General features: G+C 68.8%; 11 protein-coding genes. 9 read left to right on the top strand and 2 right to left on the bottom strand.

What is annotated here, in order from left to right; genetic code table 11:
* Positions 1-122: 122 nt before the first annotated feature.
* From pulA to KEC56_RS01125, 5 genes are all read left to right on the top strand, one after another.
* The gene (gene pulA, locus KEC56_RS01145) at positions 123-6,329 is read left to right on the top strand and encodes a pullulanase-type alpha-1,6-glucosidase (protein WP_227529475.1); all 6,207 of its coding nucleotides are present in this window, start codon (positions 123-125) and stop codon (positions 6,327-6,329) included.
* Positions 6,330-6,470: 141 nt separating this feature from the next.
* Positions 6,471-7,973, top strand: coding sequence for a CoA-acylating methylmalonate-semialdehyde dehydrogenase (locus KEC56_RS01140; RefSeq protein WP_227529474.1), 1,503 nt, complete (start codon positions 6,471-6,473; stop codon positions 7,971-7,973).
* A gap of 17 nt (positions 7,974-7,990) precedes the next feature.
* Positions 7,991-9,199: an acyl-CoA dehydrogenase family protein gene (locus tag KEC56_RS01135; RefSeq protein WP_227529473.1), complete on the top strand. Its 1,209-nt coding sequence runs from the start codon at positions 7,991-7,993 to the stop codon at positions 9,197-9,199.
* Positions 9,196-10,083 carry a 3-hydroxyisobutyrate dehydrogenase gene (mmsB, locus tag KEC56_RS01130; RefSeq protein WP_227529472.1) on the top strand — a complete coding sequence of 296 codons (888 nt, stop codon included), beginning with the start codon at positions 9,196-9,198 and terminating at the stop codon, positions 10,081-10,083. Before KEC56_RS01135 ends, mmsB begins: the two co-directional genes overlap by 4 nt.
* A gap of 45 nt (positions 10,084-10,128) precedes the next feature.
* A complete protein-coding gene (locus KEC56_RS01125; protein ID WP_227529471.1) occupies positions 10,129-10,905 on the top strand; it encodes an enoyl-CoA hydratase in 777 nt (258 codons plus the stop codon).
* A 218-nt stretch (positions 10,906-11,123) separates the two neighbouring features.
* Here KEC56_RS01125 and KEC56_RS01120 read toward each other — a convergent pair whose 3' ends face one another.
* Complete coding sequence (locus KEC56_RS01120) at positions 11,124-11,660, bottom strand: MarR family winged helix-turn-helix transcriptional regulator (RefSeq protein WP_227529470.1); 537 nt, start codon at positions 11,658-11,660, stop codon at positions 11,124-11,126.
* Positions 11,661-11,788: 128 nt separating this feature from the next.
* Between KEC56_RS01120 and KEC56_RS01115 the strand changes: the two genes are divergently transcribed.
* From KEC56_RS01115 to KEC56_RS01105, 3 genes are read left to right on the top strand one after another with little or no spacing between them, the layout of a single operon-like run.
* Positions 11,789-12,565: an electron transfer flavoprotein subunit beta/FixA family protein gene (locus KEC56_RS01115; RefSeq protein WP_227529469.1), complete on the top strand. Its 777-nt coding sequence runs from the start codon at positions 11,789-11,791 to the stop codon at positions 12,563-12,565.
* A gap of 2 nt (positions 12,566-12,567) precedes the next feature.
* Complete coding sequence (locus tag KEC56_RS01110; protein ID WP_175985007.1) at positions 12,568-13,539, top strand: electron transfer flavoprotein subunit alpha/FixB family protein; 972 nt, start codon at positions 12,568-12,570, stop codon at positions 13,537-13,539.
* A gap of 2 nt (positions 13,540-13,541) precedes the next feature.
* Positions 13,542-15,164: a cytochrome b/b6 domain-containing protein gene (locus tag KEC56_RS01105; RefSeq protein WP_227529468.1), complete on the top strand. Its 1,623-nt coding sequence runs from the start codon at positions 13,542-13,544 to the stop codon at positions 15,162-15,164.
* A 91-nt stretch (positions 15,165-15,255) separates the two neighbouring features.
* Here the strand turns inward: KEC56_RS01105 and KEC56_RS01100 are convergent, their stop codons facing one another.
* Positions 15,256-15,765 carry a GNAT family N-acetyltransferase gene (locus KEC56_RS01100; protein WP_175985009.1) on the bottom strand — a complete coding sequence of 170 codons (510 nt, stop codon included), beginning with the start codon at positions 15,763-15,765 and terminating at the stop codon, positions 15,256-15,258.
* Positions 15,766-15,895: 130 nt separating this feature from the next.
* Here KEC56_RS01100 and KEC56_RS01095 point away from each other — a divergent pair, with 130 nt between their 5' ends.
* On the top strand, positions 15,896-16,456 hold the full coding sequence (locus tag KEC56_RS01095; protein ID WP_227529467.1) for an acyl-CoA thioesterase: 561 nt from the start codon (positions 15,896-15,898) through the stop codon (positions 16,454-16,456).
* The last annotated feature ends 53 nt before the right edge of the window (positions 16,457-16,509 follow it).

Below are 16,509 nucleotides of genomic sequence, written 5' to 3'. Positions count from 1 at the left end.
AGCACCTGGGTCGTGCGCACTCAGTCCCCTTTCTGAAAACGCTTGCACATCGGCGTCGGGTGCTGGTACTTTCGCTTCCACGCACATCGTCGTGCCTGCCGCCGATCCCCCACGGAGCCCCAGTGTCGAAGCCGACCGCCGTACGCCCTGCCGCTTTCCTGACCGCGACAGCTCTTGCCGTCTCGGCGCTCGCCGCCGTCGCCCTCGCCCCGGCGCCGGCATCCGCCGCCGACCGCACGGTCGCGGTGGTCGGCAGCCTGCAGTCCGAGCTCGGCTGCACCGCCGATTGGGCACCCGACTGCGCCGAGAGCGAGCTCGCCCCGACCGGGGCCGAGGGCATCTACTCCACCGAGTTCGAGGTGCCCGCAGGCACTTACGAGTACAAGGTCGCGATCAACGACGCGTGGGACGAGGCATACGGCCTCGACGGCGGCGCCGACAACATCCCGCTCACGATCGCGGGGCCGGCGACGCTGCGCTTCACGTTCGACGACAACCTCAAGCGAGTCGGCGTGGAGGTCGTCGATCTGCGCGGCGCCTACACCGCCGACGACGAGGATCTGATCGCCGACCCGGTGCGTCAGGCCGGTGCGGGGGAGCAGTTCTACTTCGTCATGACCGACCGCTTCGCCAACGGAGACGCGTCGAACGACACCGGTGGGCTGACGGGCGACCGCCTCGTGACGGGGTTCGACCCGACCGACAAGGGCTTCTACCAGGGCGGCGACATCGCGGGTCTGCGCGACAACCTCGACTACATCGAGGGTCTGGGCACGACGGCGATCTGGCTCACCCCGAGCTTCGCGAACAAGCCCGTGCAGGGCGAGGGCGCGAACGCCTCAGCGGGCTACCACGGCTACTGGATCACCGACTTCACCCGCATCGACCCGCACCTCGGCACGAACGAGGAGCTCGAGGCGCTGATCGCCGAGGCGCACGACCGCGGCATCAAGGTCTACTTCGACATCATCACCAACCACACCGCCGACGTCATCGACTACGAAGAGGGCGAGTACGGCTACATCGACCAGGCGACGAGCCCCTACACGAACGCCGACGGCGAGGCGTTCGACCCGGCCGAGTACGCCGGCACCGACGGCTTCCCGGCCCTCGACCGCGCGACGAGCTTCCCGTACACCCCGGTCGTCTCCGAAGCCGAGGCTGACGTCAAGGTTCCCGCCTGGCTGAACGACCCCACGCTCTACCACAACCGCGGAAACTCCACATGGTCGGGCGAGTCGGTCACCTACGGGGACTTCGACGGCCTCGACGACCTCATGACCGAGCATCCGACCGTCGTGAACGGCTTCGTGCAGGTGTACGACCAGTGGATCGACCTCGGCATCGACGGCTTCCGCATCGACACGGTCAAGCACGTGAACTTCGAGTTCTGGCAGAAGTGGACGACCGCCGTCCTCGACTACGCCCACGGCCAGGGCAAGGACGACTTCTTCATGTTCGGCGAGGTGTACGACGCCGATCCTGTCAAGCTCGCCCCCTACGTGCGCGACACCGACATGAACTCCGTGCTCGACTTCACCTTCCAGTCGTCGGCGGTGAGCTACGCCTCGGGCAACTCGGCCAAGGGCCTGCAGACGCTCTTCGCGGGAGACGACCGCTACACCACGCCGGAGTCCTCGGCGACGGCGCTGCCGACCTTCCTCGGCAACCACGACATGGGTCGCGTGGGCTCGTTCCTGCGATCCACCGACGCGCCTCTCGAGCGCGACGAGCTCGCCCACGAGCTGATGTTCCTCACCCGCGGCCAGCCGGTCGTCTACTACGGCGACGAGCAGGGCTTCGCCGGCACGGGCGGCGACAAGGACGCCCGCCAGACGCTGTTCGCGACGCAGGTGGCCGAGTACGCGAACCAGCCGCTGGTGACCGGAGAGAACGCCGGCTCAGTCGATCGCTACGACACGGATGCCGCGCTGTATCGTCACATCGCCGAGCTCTCGGCGCTCCGCTCGGAGACCCCTGCGCTCAGCGACGGCGCCCAGATCGAGCGGTACGCGGCATCCGGCGCGGGCGTGTACGCGTTCTCGCGCGTCGACGCCGACGAGAAGGTCGAGTACCTCGTCGCGGTGAACAACGCCGCGACCGCGCAGACGGTCGACCTCACGACCCTCACGGCGGGAGCGTCGTACGCCGTGGTCTACGGCGACGGTTCGCCGATCACGACGGATGCCGGGGCCGCGACCTCCATCACGGTCCCGGCCCGCTCGGCGGTGGTCTGGAAGGCCGGCGCGACCGTCACGGCTCCCGAAGAGGCGGCCGCCCTGTCGGTGAGGGCACCGGCCGCGGGCGCCGGCATCTCGGGGCAGTCCGCCGTGCAGGCCGACATCGCCGACCAGTGGGCGCAGACGAGCTTCGCGTGGCGCGTCGTCGGTTCCGACGAGTGGCACGCGCTCGGCACGGCGGAGAACACCGAGCCCCGGGTCTTCCACGACGTCCGCGGGCTCGCGAAGGGCACGCTCGTCGAGTACCGCGCGATCACGACCGATGCCGCCGGCGATCACGCCGCCGCATCGACGTTCGCCTCGGTCGGCAACGCGGTCACGCTCGAGGTCGGCGAGGAGCCGGAGTCGCCGATCGACATGGTCACGGTGTCGGGCAGCCTGAACTCCGAGATGGGCTGCGCGGGCGACTGGGATCCCGCGTGCGAGAAGGCCAAGCTGACGCTGCGCGCCGATGGTGTGTGGGCCGGCACCTTCGACCTGCCCGCGGGCGACTACGAGTACAAGGCGGCCCTGAACGGCAGCTGGGCCGTCAACTACGGCGCGAACGGCATGCTCGACGGCCCCAACATCGCGATCAGCCACGACGGCGGTCCGATCACGTTCTACTTCGACCCGCGCACGAACGTCGTGCAGTCGACCGCCGAGGGCCCCGTCGTGACGCTCCCCGGCTCGCTCCAGGACGAGCTGGGCTGCTCCGGTGACTGGATGCCCGACTGCCTCGGCACGCTCATGGCCGACGGCGACCACGACGGCGTCTACGAGTTCAGCACCTCCGACCTCCCGACGGGCGCGTACGAGCTCAAGGTCGCGCACGGCCTGAGCTGGGCCGAGAACTACGGCGTCGACGGCGTCCGCGACGGCGCGAACATCTCGTTCAGCGCCGCCGAGGGCAAGGTCACGACCTTCCGGTACACGCTCGAGACGCATGTCCTCGACATCTCCAGCGACGACACGCCGCTGCCGGGAGCAGGACAGCTGCGTGCGCAGTGGATCGACGAGACCACCATCGCGTGGCCGGCGACCCTCGGTGCGATCGACCGCGCATCGTACGAGATGTACTCGTCCGAAGACGCGTCGGTCGCGGTCGTCGACGGCGAGGTCGAGGGAGGCGGCCCCATCGCCCTCTCGGTCGTGGACGGCGGACTCACGTCGGAGCAGCTCGAGCGCTTCCCCGCGCTCGAGGGCTACCTCGCGCTCCGCGTCGACGACGCGGATGCCGCGGAACGGCTGCGCACGCAGCTGGCCGTCGCCCAGCGCGACACGTCGGGCGCGCTGACGGCCTTCACGGGCGTTCAGATCGCCGGCGTACTCGACGATCTCTACGCGGATGCGCTCGACGCGGCCGAGCTCGGAGTCGACTTCTCCGGCAAGGCGCCCGCGTTCCGCGTCTGGGCTCCGACCGCGCAGCAGACGACGCTACTCACGTGGGATGCCGGCTCCGACGACGAGCCGGTGCGTCACGAAGCCAAGCGCGACGACGCGACCGGCGTGTGGGAGGTCGCGGGCGCTGCGGGGCTCGCGGGCGATGAGTACGCCTGGGAGGTCCGCGTCTACGCTCCCTCCACCGGTGCGATCGAGACGAACGTGGTCACCGACCCCTACTCGGTGGCACTGACGCTCAACTCGGAGCGTTCGGTCGCCGTCGATCTGGCCGACGAGGAGTGGCAGCCGAAGCAGTGGCGGACGACCACGGCACCCGTCGTCGAGCGTCCGGTCGATCGAGCGATCTACGAGCTGCACATCCGTGACTTCTCGATCGGCGACGACAGCGTGCCCGAGACCGAGCGCGGCACGTACCTCGCGTTCACGCGCGATAGCGCCGGCACCGCGCAGCTGCGCGAGCTGGCCGACGCCGGCATCAACACGGTGCACCTGCTGCCGTCGTTCGACATCGCCACGATCGAGGAGGACCGCGAGGCGCAGGCCGTGCCGGACTGCGATCTGGCGTCCTACGGTCCTGCTGACGACGCGCAGCAGGCGTGCATCCAGGCCGTCGCAGACGAGGACGGCTTCAACTGGGGCTACGACCCGTACCACTTCTCGACCCCCGAGGGCTCGTACGCGGTCGACGCCGACGGCGGTGCACGCGTGAGCGAGTTCCGTTCGATGGTCGGTGCGCTGCACGGCATGGGCCTGCAAGTCGTGCTCGACCAGGTCTTCAATCACACGGCGGAGTCGGGCCAGGGCGAGCGCTCGGTGCTCGATCAGGTAGTGCCCGGGTACTACCACCGGCTGAACGCCGCCGGTTCGGTCGAGACGTCGACGTGCTGCCAGAACGTCGCCACCGAGCACCTGGCTGCGCAGAAGCTCATGGTCGACTCGATCGTGACCTGGGCGCGCGACTACAAGGTCGACGGGTTCCGCTTCGACCTGATGGGGCACCACTCGACCGCCAACATGCAGGCGATCCGCGATGCGCTCGACGAGCTGACGCTCAAGAAGGACGGTGTCGACGGCCGGGCGATCTACCTGTACGGCGAGGGCTGGAACTTCGGCGAGGTCGCCGACAACGCTCTGTTCGAGCAGGCCACGCAGGGGCAGCTCGGCGGTACGGGGATCGGCACGTTCAACGACCGGCTGCGCGATGCCGTGCACGGCGGCAGCCCGGTCGACGGCGCGTCGACGTTCCAGCAGGGCTTCGGCACGGGGCTGGGCACCGACCCCAACGGCAACGCGATCAACGGGACGACCGAGGAGGCTCTCGCCGATCTCGGGCACCAGACCGATCTCGTGAAGCTCGGGCTCGCGGGCAACCTGCGCGACTTCTCGTTCGTCACCAGCGACGGCGAAGTGACGGCCGGAGAGGACATCGACTATCGCGGTGCCCCGGCCGGCTACGCCGACGAGCCCGACGAGGTGATCAACTACGTCGACGCGCACGACAACGAGACGCTGTACGACCTGTCCGTTCTCAAGCTGCCGGTCGACACGTCGATGGAGGACCGGGTGCGCATGAACACGCTGTCGCTGGCGACCGTCGCGCTCTCGCAGTCGCCGTCGTTCTGGCACGCCGGAACCGAGCTGCTGCGTTCGAAGTCGCTCGATCGCGACAGCTACAACTCCGGCGACTGGTTCAACCGCATCGACTGGACGGGCCAGGAGTCGACATTCGGCTCCGGACTGCCGACCGCGGCAGCGAACCAGGAGAAGTGGTCGATCATGGAGCCGCTCCTGTCGAACGCCGACCTCAAGCCCGGCGCGGCGGACATCGGCTCGGCTGAGGCGCAGGCGCTCGAACTGCTGAAGGTGCGTCAGGAGGTGCCGCTGCTGCGTCTGGGCTCGGCCGACCTGATCGAGCAGAAGGTCACCTTCCCGAACAGCGGCGCTGACGCCACCCCCGGCGTGATCGTGATGCAGATCGACGATCTCGTCGGCACGGATGCCGATCCCGCACTCGACGGAGCACTCGTCGTCTTCAACGCCTCGCCCGACGCGGTCACCGAGACCGTGGCCGGTCTCGCCGGTCGCGAGTTCGAGCTGACCCCCGCTCAGGCGGACGGCGTGGATGAGGTCGTGGTCTCGACGACGTGGGAATCGGCGACGGGAACTGTGTCGGTGCCGGCGCGCTCCGTGGCCGTCCTGGTCGACGACCAGAAGACGCCGCCCACCGGCCCGGGCGATGGCGATGGCGACGGCGACGGTGATGGCGACGGAAACGGTGATGGCGACGGTAGCGGCGACGGCGATGACTCCGACGCGTGGGGCACGCTCTCACTGTCGGCCGATCGGGTCGAGCAGGGCGGCTCCTTCACGGCGACCGTGACCGGCCTCGAGCCCGGGCAGAAGATCACGGCGACGTTGCACAGCGACCCGCTGGAGATCTCCGGCATCCCCGCAGCCGACGCGTCAGGGCGCGTGAGCTTCGAGGTCGTGATCCCCGTCGACTTCGCGCTCGGCGAGCACACGCTCGTGATCGAATCGGGATCGCTGACGCCGCTCGAGGGATCGATCACGGTCGTCCGCGCGGGCGAGCTCGCCACCACGGGGGCCCAGGCGCCGTGGGGCTGGGCGCTCGGCGCCGTGCTGGTGCTCGTGGCGGGAGGAGTCCTGTACGCCACCCGCCGTCGCGGCGTGTTCGTCGCCCACTGAAACGACCCGGTGCGCACCGCCGCCTGGTGCGCACCGGGTCACCACCCCAGATCTCCGATATACAAGGGCATCCTCGTAATTATCCGGGTGGCAGAGTAATCTGTTCATCACGCCAACGGCGGCGTGAAGGGACAGTGCACAATGACTCGTACGATCCCGCATCTCATAGGCGGATCGCTGACAGCACCCGAGAGCGGCCGCTTCGGCGACGTGTTCGACCCGAGCACGGGGGCCGTGCAGGCCCGAGTGCCGCTGGCATCCTCCGACGAGGTGCGCCGTGTGATCGGGAACGCCGAGGCGGCGCAGCCGGAATGGGCCGCCACCAACGCGCAGAAGCGCGCTCGGGTCCTCATGCGCTTCGTCGATCTCGTGAACCGTGACATGGACGAACTGGCCAAGCTTCTCTCCAGCGAGCACGGCAAGACCTTCGACGACGCCAAGGGCGACATCCAGCGCGGGCTCGAGGTCATCGAGTTCGCCGCAGGCGCGCCGCATCTGCTCAAGGGCGAGTACTCGACGGGCGTCGGAACCGGGATCGATGTCTATTCGATGCGGCAGCCGCTTGGCGTCGTCGCCGGCATCACCCCGTTCAACTTCCCGGCCATGATCCCGCTGTGGAAGGCAGGGCCCGCGCTCGCCGCCGGCAACGCCTTCATCCTCAAGCCCAGTGAGCGCGACCCATCGGTGCCGGTGCGCCTGGCCGAGCTGTTCCTCGAGGCGGGACTGCCCGAAGGCATCCTCAACGTCGTCCACGGCGACAAGGAGGCCGTCGACACCCTGCTCACCGACGACCGCGTCAAGGCCGTCGGCTTCGTCGGATCCACCCCCATCGCGCAGTACATCTACGAGACCGCCGCCGCACACGGCAAGCGCGCGCAGTGCTTCGGCGGCGCCAAGAACCACATGATCGTGATGCCCGATGCCGACCTCGACCAGGCGGTCGACGCGCTCATCGGCTCCGGCTACGGCTCGGCGGGCGAGCGCTGCATGGCGATCTCCGTCGCGGTTCCCGTGGGCACAGAGACCGCGGACGCGCTCGCCGCGAAGCTCACCGAGCGGGTCGCGCAGCTGAAGATCGGACCTTCGCTCGCTGAGGGCGTCGACTACGGGCCGCTGGTCAGCCGCGCCGCGGTCGAGCGCGTCGAGGACTACATCCAGCAGGGCGTGGATGCCGGCGCCGCCCTCCTCGCCGACGGCCGAGGCTTCTGCGTCGAAGGCCACGAGGAGGGCTTCTATCTCGGCCCGACCTTGTTCGACCACGTCACCACCGACATGTCGATCTACCGCGAGGAGATCTTCGGACCCGTGCTCGTGATCGCCAGGGCGAACGACTACGAAGAGGCGCTCGCGATGGCATCCGACCACGAATTCGGCAACGGCGTCGCGATCTTCACGCGCGACGGCGATGCTGCCCGCGACTTCACCGCTCGCGTGAACGTCGGAATGGTCGGCGTCAACGTGCCGATCCCCGTGCCGATCGCCTACTTCACGTTCGGCGGCTGGAAGAAGTCCGGGTTCGGCGACCTCAACCAGCACGGCGCCGACGCCTTCCGCTTCTACACGAAGACCAAGACCGTGACGAGCCGCTGGCTGTCTCACGACACCCGTGACGGCGCCAGCTTCGTCATCCCGACCATGCACTGAGCCCACGAGGACGCACCATGACGATGATCACCACCACGACCGCCGAGGAGCGCGAGGCCATCCTCGGCGCCGTGCGCGAATACGCCGAGACCGAACTCGCCCCGTTCTCGAGCGAGCGCGACGAGAAGCACCTCTTTCCGCGGGAGTCGCTGCACCGCGGCGGCGAACTGGGCCTGGGCGGCATCTACGTCCGCGAGGAGAACGGCGGCACCGGGCTCTCCCGGGTCGACACCGTCGCGATCTTCGAGGAGCTCGCGAAGGGCGACCCCGCCGTCGCGTCGTACATCTCCATCCACAACATGGTCGCCTGGATGATCGACACCTACGGCGATGACGCCCAGCAGAGCCGCTGGCTGCCCGAGCTCACCGCCATGGAAGGGTTCGGCAGCTATTGCCTGACTGAGCCCGGCGCCGGATCGGATGCCGCGGCGATCGCGACGAGCGCCGTCCGCGAGGGCGACGAGTTCGTGCTCACCGGGGTGAAGCAGTTCATCTCGGGCGCGGGAGAGGCGGCGGTCTACGTCGTCATGGCGCGCACCGGCGACGCCGGCAGCGGTGCCCGCGGCATCAGCGCGTTCCTCGTTCCCGGCGACGCCGAGGGCCTGAGCTTCGGCGCGCTGGAGAAGAAGATGGGCTGGCACGCCCAGCCCACCCGTCAGGTGATCTTCGACGGCGTCCGTGTTCCGGCATCCGCGATGCTCGGCGACGAGGGAACCGGATTCGCGATCGCGATGTCGGCTCTCAACGGCGGGCGCCTCAACATCGCCGCCTGCTCGCTCGGCGGCGCGCAGTGGGCGCTCGACCGCGCCGTGCAGTACGTGCACGAACGGGTTGCGTTCGGCGAGCCGCTCGCCGAGAAGCAGTCGATCCTGTTCGCCGTCGCCGACATGCGCACCGAACTGCAGGCCGCGCGACTGATGGTGAGGGACGGCGCGCAGGCCGTCGACGAGAAGGCGCCGGATGCCACGATGCGCTGCGCCATGGCCAAGCGCTTCGCGACGGATGCCGGATTCGACGTCGCCAACCGTGCCCTCCAGCTGCACGGCGGGTACGGCTACCTTCAGGACTACGGGATCGAGAAGGTCGTCCGCGACCTGCGCGTGCACCAGATCCTGGAGGGCACCAACGAGATCATGCGGCTCATCGTGGGCCGCGAGATGCTTCGCCCCGCGGGCTCCGCGTCCATGCGCAGCGGCGCGAGCGAAGCGGTGAGGAGCGCGTCATGACCCGCATCGCCTTTCTGGGGCTCGGCCACATGGGGCTGCCGATGGCCCGGAATCTGGTCAAGGCAGGTCACGACGTCGTCGCCTTCGACGTGATGGATGCTGCGCGCTCCGCGGCTGCCGACGCCGGTCTGTTCGTCGCTCCGTCTGGGCCGGATGCCGCCTCCGGCGCTGAGGTCGTCATCACGATGTTCCCGGCGGGCAGGCACGTGCTCGAGGCGTACCAGGGCGGGCTGCTGGACGCAGCGGCGCCGGGCACGCTGTTCATCGATTCGTCGACGATCGCCGTCGATGAGGCGCGCACGGCGCATTCCCTTGCTGTGGAGGCCGGGCACCGCAACATCGACGCCCCCGTGTCGGGCGGCGTGGTCGGGGCGGAGAACGGGACGCTCGCGTTCATGGTCGGCGCATCCGATGCGGACTTCGAGGCGGCCAAGCCGCTGCTCGAGGCGATGGGCAAGCGCATCGTGCACTGCGGCGGACCGGGTCTCGGCCAGGCGGCGAAGGTGTGCAACAACATGATCCTCGCGGTCTCGCAGATCGTGGTGGGGGAGGCGTTCGTGCTCGGGGAGCGGCTGGGACTCTCGCACGATGCACTGTACGACGTCGCCGCGAACGCCTCCGGGCAGTGCTGGGCGCTGTCGACGAACTGCCCCGTGCCGGGGCCGGTGCCGACGAGTCCGGCCAACCGCGACTACCAGCCCGGGTTCGCCGGGGCGCTCATGGCGAAGGATCTCGGTCTCGCGCTCAAGGCGATCGAGCAGACCGGCACCGACGCGAAGATGGGGCGCCTGGCACAGGAGCTGTACGCCGCGTTCGCCTCGGGCGATGGGGCGGGCCGCGACTTCTCCAGCATCATCACCGACATCCGTGACGGGCGGGTCTGACCGGCATCCGGCAGACTGAACACGACCCCGATGGAGAGGAATCCGATGACCGAGTACGAGACGATCCTGGTCGAGCAGCGCGGACGCGTGGGCTGGATCACGCTGAACCGCCCGCAGGCGCTGAACGCGCTGAACTCGCAGCTCGCCGAGGAGGTCACCGCAGCCGCGACCGCCTTCGACGCCGACGAGGGCATCGGGGCGATCGTCGTGACCGGTTCGGAGAAGGCTTTCGCTGCCGGTGCCGACATCAAAGAGATGGAGGGGATGACGGCATCCGACATGCTCTCCACCGACCACTTCGGAATCTGGCGCGACTTCGCCGCAGTGCGCACTCCCGTGATCGCGGCTGTCAGCGGGTTCGCGCTCGGCGGCGGATGCGAGCTGGCAATGATGTGCGACATCATCCTCGCCGCCGACACCGCGAAGTTCGGCCAGCCCGAGATCAACCTCGGTGTCATCCCCGGCATGGGCGGCACGCAGCGCCTGATCCGCGCCGTCGGCTATTACAAGGCCGCTGAGCTTGTGCTTTCCGGCCGGCTCATGGGGGCCGAGGAGGCCGAGCGCGCCGGTCTCGTGTCACGGGTGGTGCCGGCATCCGATCTTCTCGACGAGGCGACCGCGCTCGCCGACACGATCGCGTCGAAGAGCCTGCCGTCGCTCTATGCGGCGAAGGCGGCGCTGGATGCCGCGATGGAGACGACCCTCACCGAGGGGCTCGCTCACGAGAAGCAGGCGTTCGCGGAGCTCTTCGACACCGTGGATCAGAAGGAGGGCATGTCCGCCTTCCGCGAGAAGCGGGCGCCGAACTTCACGAACAGCTAGGGTCGCCGGCGCGTGCCCTGCGCGCGCGTGCCGCGGGCATGCCGTGGCCAGGCGCTGCACGCGCAAACGGCTGGCCGTTGGACGCATGGCTGGCGATCGGGGGATGCTCCTCCAGCCGTGCGAATCGCCGGCCATCTGGGCGCGGACTCACTCGCGAAACGGCGGGGTCGGGGTACCGGCCCGCGAACTCACGCTGGACGGACGGTGCGCAGCGGGGGTCAGAGGGGATCGGGCTGCGGTCGCGGATCCGTGAAGTCGCCCGCGTTCCGGCGGAGACGGGCGACGATGGCCGTGAGGTCGGCGGTGTCCTCGTCGCTCAGCCCCGGATTGGCGAAGACCTGGCTGTTCAGCGCCGCGGTCGCCCGCTCGACGAGATCCCGTCCGGCCTCGGTCAGCGCGAGCATCGCAGCGCGGCCGTCGTGCGGATGCGGCTCGCGCACGACGAGCTCGTCGCGCACCAGACGCTCCGCTGTGCTCGTGACGGTCGTCGCATGCACCTGGAGGCGCGCGACGACGCTCGACAGCGGAAGGCGCCCGGCGCGGCTGAATGCCAGCAGCCGCAGCACCTCGTACCTGGCGAACGACAGGCGGAACGGCTTGAGCGCGGCATCCACCCGCGCCAGCAGCAGCTGCTGCGCCCGCATCACCGAGATGACGGCGGTCATGCCGTCGGCGGCATCCGTCCACCCGTGCGCGAGCCACTGCCGCTTCGCCTCGGCGAGCGGATCGATCGGTAGCGGACGGGGACGGGCCATAGGTCTACGGTATCGGGTGCGCACAGCCTCCACTGAGAGCCTCTTTATGAATCTGAGTATCATGGTTTATGACACTCGATTCCACACCTTTCCGCGGTTAGACTCGACTCAGTCGTGAGGAGCATTCGATGAAGATCTTCGTCTTGGTCAAAGAGGTGCCTGACACCTACGGCGACCGCAAGCTGAATCTGGAGACCGGATTGGCCGATCGTGCGGCCGGGGATGTCGTCCTGGATGAGATCACCGAGCGTGCGCTCGAGGTCGCGTTGAGCTACGCCGACAAGAACGATGGCACCGAGGTCGTGGCGCTCGCGATGGCTCCGGAGTCGTCGACGGCATCCATCCGTCGTGCGCTCGCGATCGGTGCGGCGTCGGCGGTGCATGTCGTGGATGCGGAGCTCACCGGCGCCGACCTCGGACTCACCGCCGAGGTTCTGGCTGCTGCGATCCGCCGTGCCGAGCCCGACCTCGTCATCACGGGCAACCTGTCGACGGATGGCTCGGGCGGCATGATCCCGGCGATGCTCGCCGAACATCTCGGTTTCGCGCAGGCGACGGCGCTGAACGCGGTCGAGATAACCTCCGACGGCGTTTCCGGAACGCGCGCCGCGGACGACGGCAACCAGTCGGTTTCGGTGCCGTTCCCGGCGGTCATCTCGATCACCGAGGCTCTGCCGGATGCGCGTTTCCCGAACTTCAAGGGCATCATGGCGGCCAAGAAGAAGCCGCTGGAGGTGCTGTCGCTCGCCGATCTGGGCGTCTCGGCCGACCCGGCCGCAGCGCCCCGCACGATCATGACGACAGTGTCCGAGAAGCCCCCGCGCGCGGCGGGCGTGAAGATCACCGATGAGGGCGATGCCGGCGCACAGCTGGTGGAGTTCCTCGTGCAGAACAGGCTGGTGTGAGCATGTCGTACCCCGCAGATTCGATTCTCGTCCTCGTCGACGTGACCCCCGCAGGCGATGCCGCGTCATCGACGGCGGCGCTGATCGGCGCCGCGTCCCAGATCGGTTCACCGGTCGCGCTCGTTCCCGGTGGTTCGCAGGCGGCGGTGGATGCCGCGGCTGCCGCCGGTGCATCCGTCGTGCTGACGGCATCCGTGGACGCTGAGGCGCTCACGGTCCCGCTGGTCGACGCGGTTCAGGCCGCTTACAAGCAGGTGCAGCCCGACGCCGTGCTGATCTCGAACTCGATCACCGGCCGCGATGTCGCCGGCCGCCTCGCCGTGCGCGAGAAGCTCGCCGTCTCGGTCGACGCGATCGGCGTCTCGCGTGACGACGAGGGCATCGTCGCGCACCACTCCGTGTACGGCGGGGCGTATCTCACGGATTCCGCGCCGACGTTCGGCGCGCCTGTCATCACGATCCGTCAGGGGGCGGTCGACCACCGTGCGGAAGCTGTCGCGTCGCCGACTGTCGAGGCGCTCGAGGTGGCCGCATCCGGTGCCGTTGCGGCGAAGGCCGGTGCGGTCGAAGTCGTCGAGGTCGAGTCCTCTCGTCCCGAGCTGCGCGGAGCGGCGAAGGTCGTCTCGGGCGGCCGCGGGCTGGGCTCGAAGGAGCAGTTCGTGCTCGTCGAGCAGCTCGCCGACGCACTCGGCGCCGCGATCGGCGCATCGCGCGCAGCCGTGGACGCCGGGTACATCCCCTACGCGCACCAGGTCGGTCAGACCGGTGTCTCGGTGTCGCCGCAACTGTATGTCGCGGTCGGCATCTCGGGTGCGATCCAGCACCGTGCCGGAATGCAGACCGCGAAGACGATCGTCGCGATCAACAAAGACGGTGAGGCCCCGATCTTCGACATCGCCGACTTCGGCATCGTCGGCGACCTGTTCACCATCGTTCCGCAGGTCGTCGAGGCGCTCGAAGCGCGGAAGAAGTAACCATGGCGACGCGGATGCTCCGGCGCGGTCTGCCGCGCGTCGCAGGGGGCGACCCCTGGCCCCCGGCCGGGGATGCCCCGGTGGCGGATGCCGCGGATGTTCCGGCTGAGGCTCCTTCGGCGGGAGAAGGCTTCGATTCCCTGACGGTCGCTCAGCCGGTCCCTGAGTCCGTCGAAGGGTCGTCTGCGCAGCCTGCGGCTGCTCCGCTCAACGACCCGCAGGCTCAGCCCGCCGGAGACGTGACTCTGCGGCGGGGGCTTCCGCGCACTCCCGGCGGAGGGCCGTGGCCTCCGGCTGGTGCCGCTGCAACCGTCGACCCTTCGACAGGCTCAGGGATCGACTCCGTTCCCGAGGAGAGTCCTGCGCGTGTCGCCCCGCGAGTGGAGCGAGCCGAAATCGCTTCCGCCCCCGCAGCATCTGGCGAATCCCTGCGCCGCGGTCTGCCGCGCACGCCCGGTGGGGAGCCGTGGCCGCCGGAAGGGACCGCTGCAACTGTCGCAGTCAAGACCGTCGACCCTTCGACAGGCTCAGGGATCGACTCGAAAGGCTCAGGGATCGACTCTGACCTCATCGAGGCATCCGACATCCCGGCATCCACCGCTGTCTCGACGGTCGACGTGAGCACCCCGTTGCCGTTCCAGCAGACCGTGTTCCCCGGCGCGACCGCGTTCGAGCGCCCGGCGCCGAAGCCGGAGCCCGAGCGCGTCGGACCGTTCACCAGGGCCCAGTGGGCGGGCGCCGTCATCGTCGGCGGGGCCGCGCTCCTGGGCGCCGCGGCGATGGCCGTGCTGCTCGTCCGCTGGCTGCTGAGCTTCGGCGCCCTGCAGGACTTCGTCGCGACGTTCCCCGGCGAGTACCACCTGCCCGAGGGAGCCCCGGTCGGGTTCCCCGGCTGGCTGGGCTGGCAGCACTTCCTCAACGTGTTCCTCATGGTGCTGATCATTCGGTCGGGTCTGCGCATCCGAAACGAGAAGCGGCCCACCGCGTTCTGGACGCCTAAGAACAACCCCAAGGGCAAGGTCAGCCTGACGATCTGGTTCCACCAGGCCCTCGACATCCTCTGGCTCGTCAACGGCATCGTGTTCGTGATCCTGCTGTTCGTGTCCGGGCAGTGGATGCGGGTGATCCCCACCAGCTGGGAGGTCATCCCCAACGCGATCTCCGCCGCACTGCAGTACGTGTCGCTGGACTGGCCCACCGAGAACGGCTGGGTCAACTACAACTCCCTGCAGCAGCTCGCCTACGGCACGACGATCTTCATCGCGGCGCCCCTCGCCGCCGTCACCGGATTCCGGATGAGCGGCATGTGGCCCAAGAACGCCGAGAAGCTCAGCAAGGCCTACCCGATCGAGTGGGCGCGCGCCGTGCACTTCCCGGTCATGCTCTACTTCGTCGTGTTCATCGCGATCCACGTATTCCTCGTGTTCGCCACCGGAGCGCTGCGGAACCTCAACCACATGTACGCCGCGCAGGGCTCGACAGACCCGAACGCCTACGCCGACAACTGGACCGGGTTCTGGTTCTTCGTGGCATCCCTCGTCGTCATCGCCGCAGCCTGGGTCGCCGCCAGACCTCTCGTGCTCGCCCCCATCGCGAAACTCTTCGGCAACGTCAGCAGTCGCTGACCGCGCACAGACCCCGCGTTATCGACGAGACCCCGCCCTGCCGACGTCAGCAGGACGGGGTCTCGTCGCGAAGACGGGGTCTGTCGAGGCGTCAGGGGCGGACGAAGCGGACTTCGGTCAGCGTCTCGCCGAGGAAAGGCTCGGTGTGCGTCGCGCCGTCGAGGTGGAACCCGTTGCGCTCATAGAAGCGGTGGGCGCGCGGGTTGTCCTCGGCGACCCACAGGTACAGCGGCTGGTCCTGCTCGACAGCAGCATCGAACAGCTTCTGGCCGAGACCGGTGGAGTGCCACTCGTCGAGCAGGTAGATGAAGTACAGCTCGCGGAACGCGGGAGCATCCTTGTCGCGGGCAGGACCCGAGCCGACGAATCCGACGATCTCGCCGTCGACGAGTGCGGCGCGCATCGTGAAGTCGTCACCCTGCGAGGCCCAGTGCGTCCAGAGCTCGGCCATGCGGCGAGGGGAGACGCGCTCGAGCGCAGCCTTGCTGATCAGGTGGTCGTAGGTCTCGTGCCAGCACTTGGCGTGCACGCGCCCCAGGGCCTCCGCATCCACATCACGGACCGGACGGACAATGACTTCAGGCTGGGCTTCGGCGCTCATGCCGCGACTCTACGCGCGCCCTCTGCTAACGGGAAATCGAGAGCGGGTGAACGGGGAATCGGCCGACGCGACTGTGGGAACTCCACAAACGTCTCAGTGCATCGTGCGCCTGTGGCTACCATCAGACATCGTGAACGTGATCTGGCGAACCCTTCTGGTGATGTGGCGAGCGCGCCGCCGAGTCCGACGTGAGGGACGCCTCGCTCCGGCGGAGATCGGCCGCATCCGCGTGACGACGCTGCCCACCGACATCGACATCCTCCGGCACATGAACAACGGCCGCTACCTGTCGCTCTTCGACCTCGGCCGCTGGGATCTGCTCGTGCGCACCGGGATGCTGGACGTGATGAAGCGCAACGACTGGTACGCGGTCGTCTCGTCCGAGACGATCACGTTCCGCAAGTCGCTCGAGCTCTGGCAGCCGTTCGACGTCGAGTCCCGCATGATCGGTCACGACGACAAAGCCATCTACCTGGAGCACCGGGCGGTCGTCGACGGCGAGGTCTACGCGCGGGCGATCATCCGCAGCCGCATGCTCAAGCGGAGCGGCGGCACCCTGTCGCACGAAGAGCTGTTCGCGGCGGTCGGCCGCCCGGAGGGCGTCCCCGAGATCGAGCCGTGGATCCACGACTGGGCCGACGCCACAGCGCTCCCGCCGACGAGGGCCGAGGCCCCCAGCGTGTGGAAGTGAGCCCCGGAACCTGGTGACCCGGCCGCCGACCTATTAGTGTCGAGCGCACAGGC

The sequence above is a fragment of the Microbacterium tenebrionis genome (assembly GCF_020682665.1).
Lineage (GTDB): Bacteria > Actinomycetota > Actinomycetes > Actinomycetales > Microbacteriaceae > Microbacterium > Microbacterium tenebrionis.
Note: the sequence above shows the minus strand (reverse complement) of the source record. Positions and strands in the feature narration are given on the sequence as shown.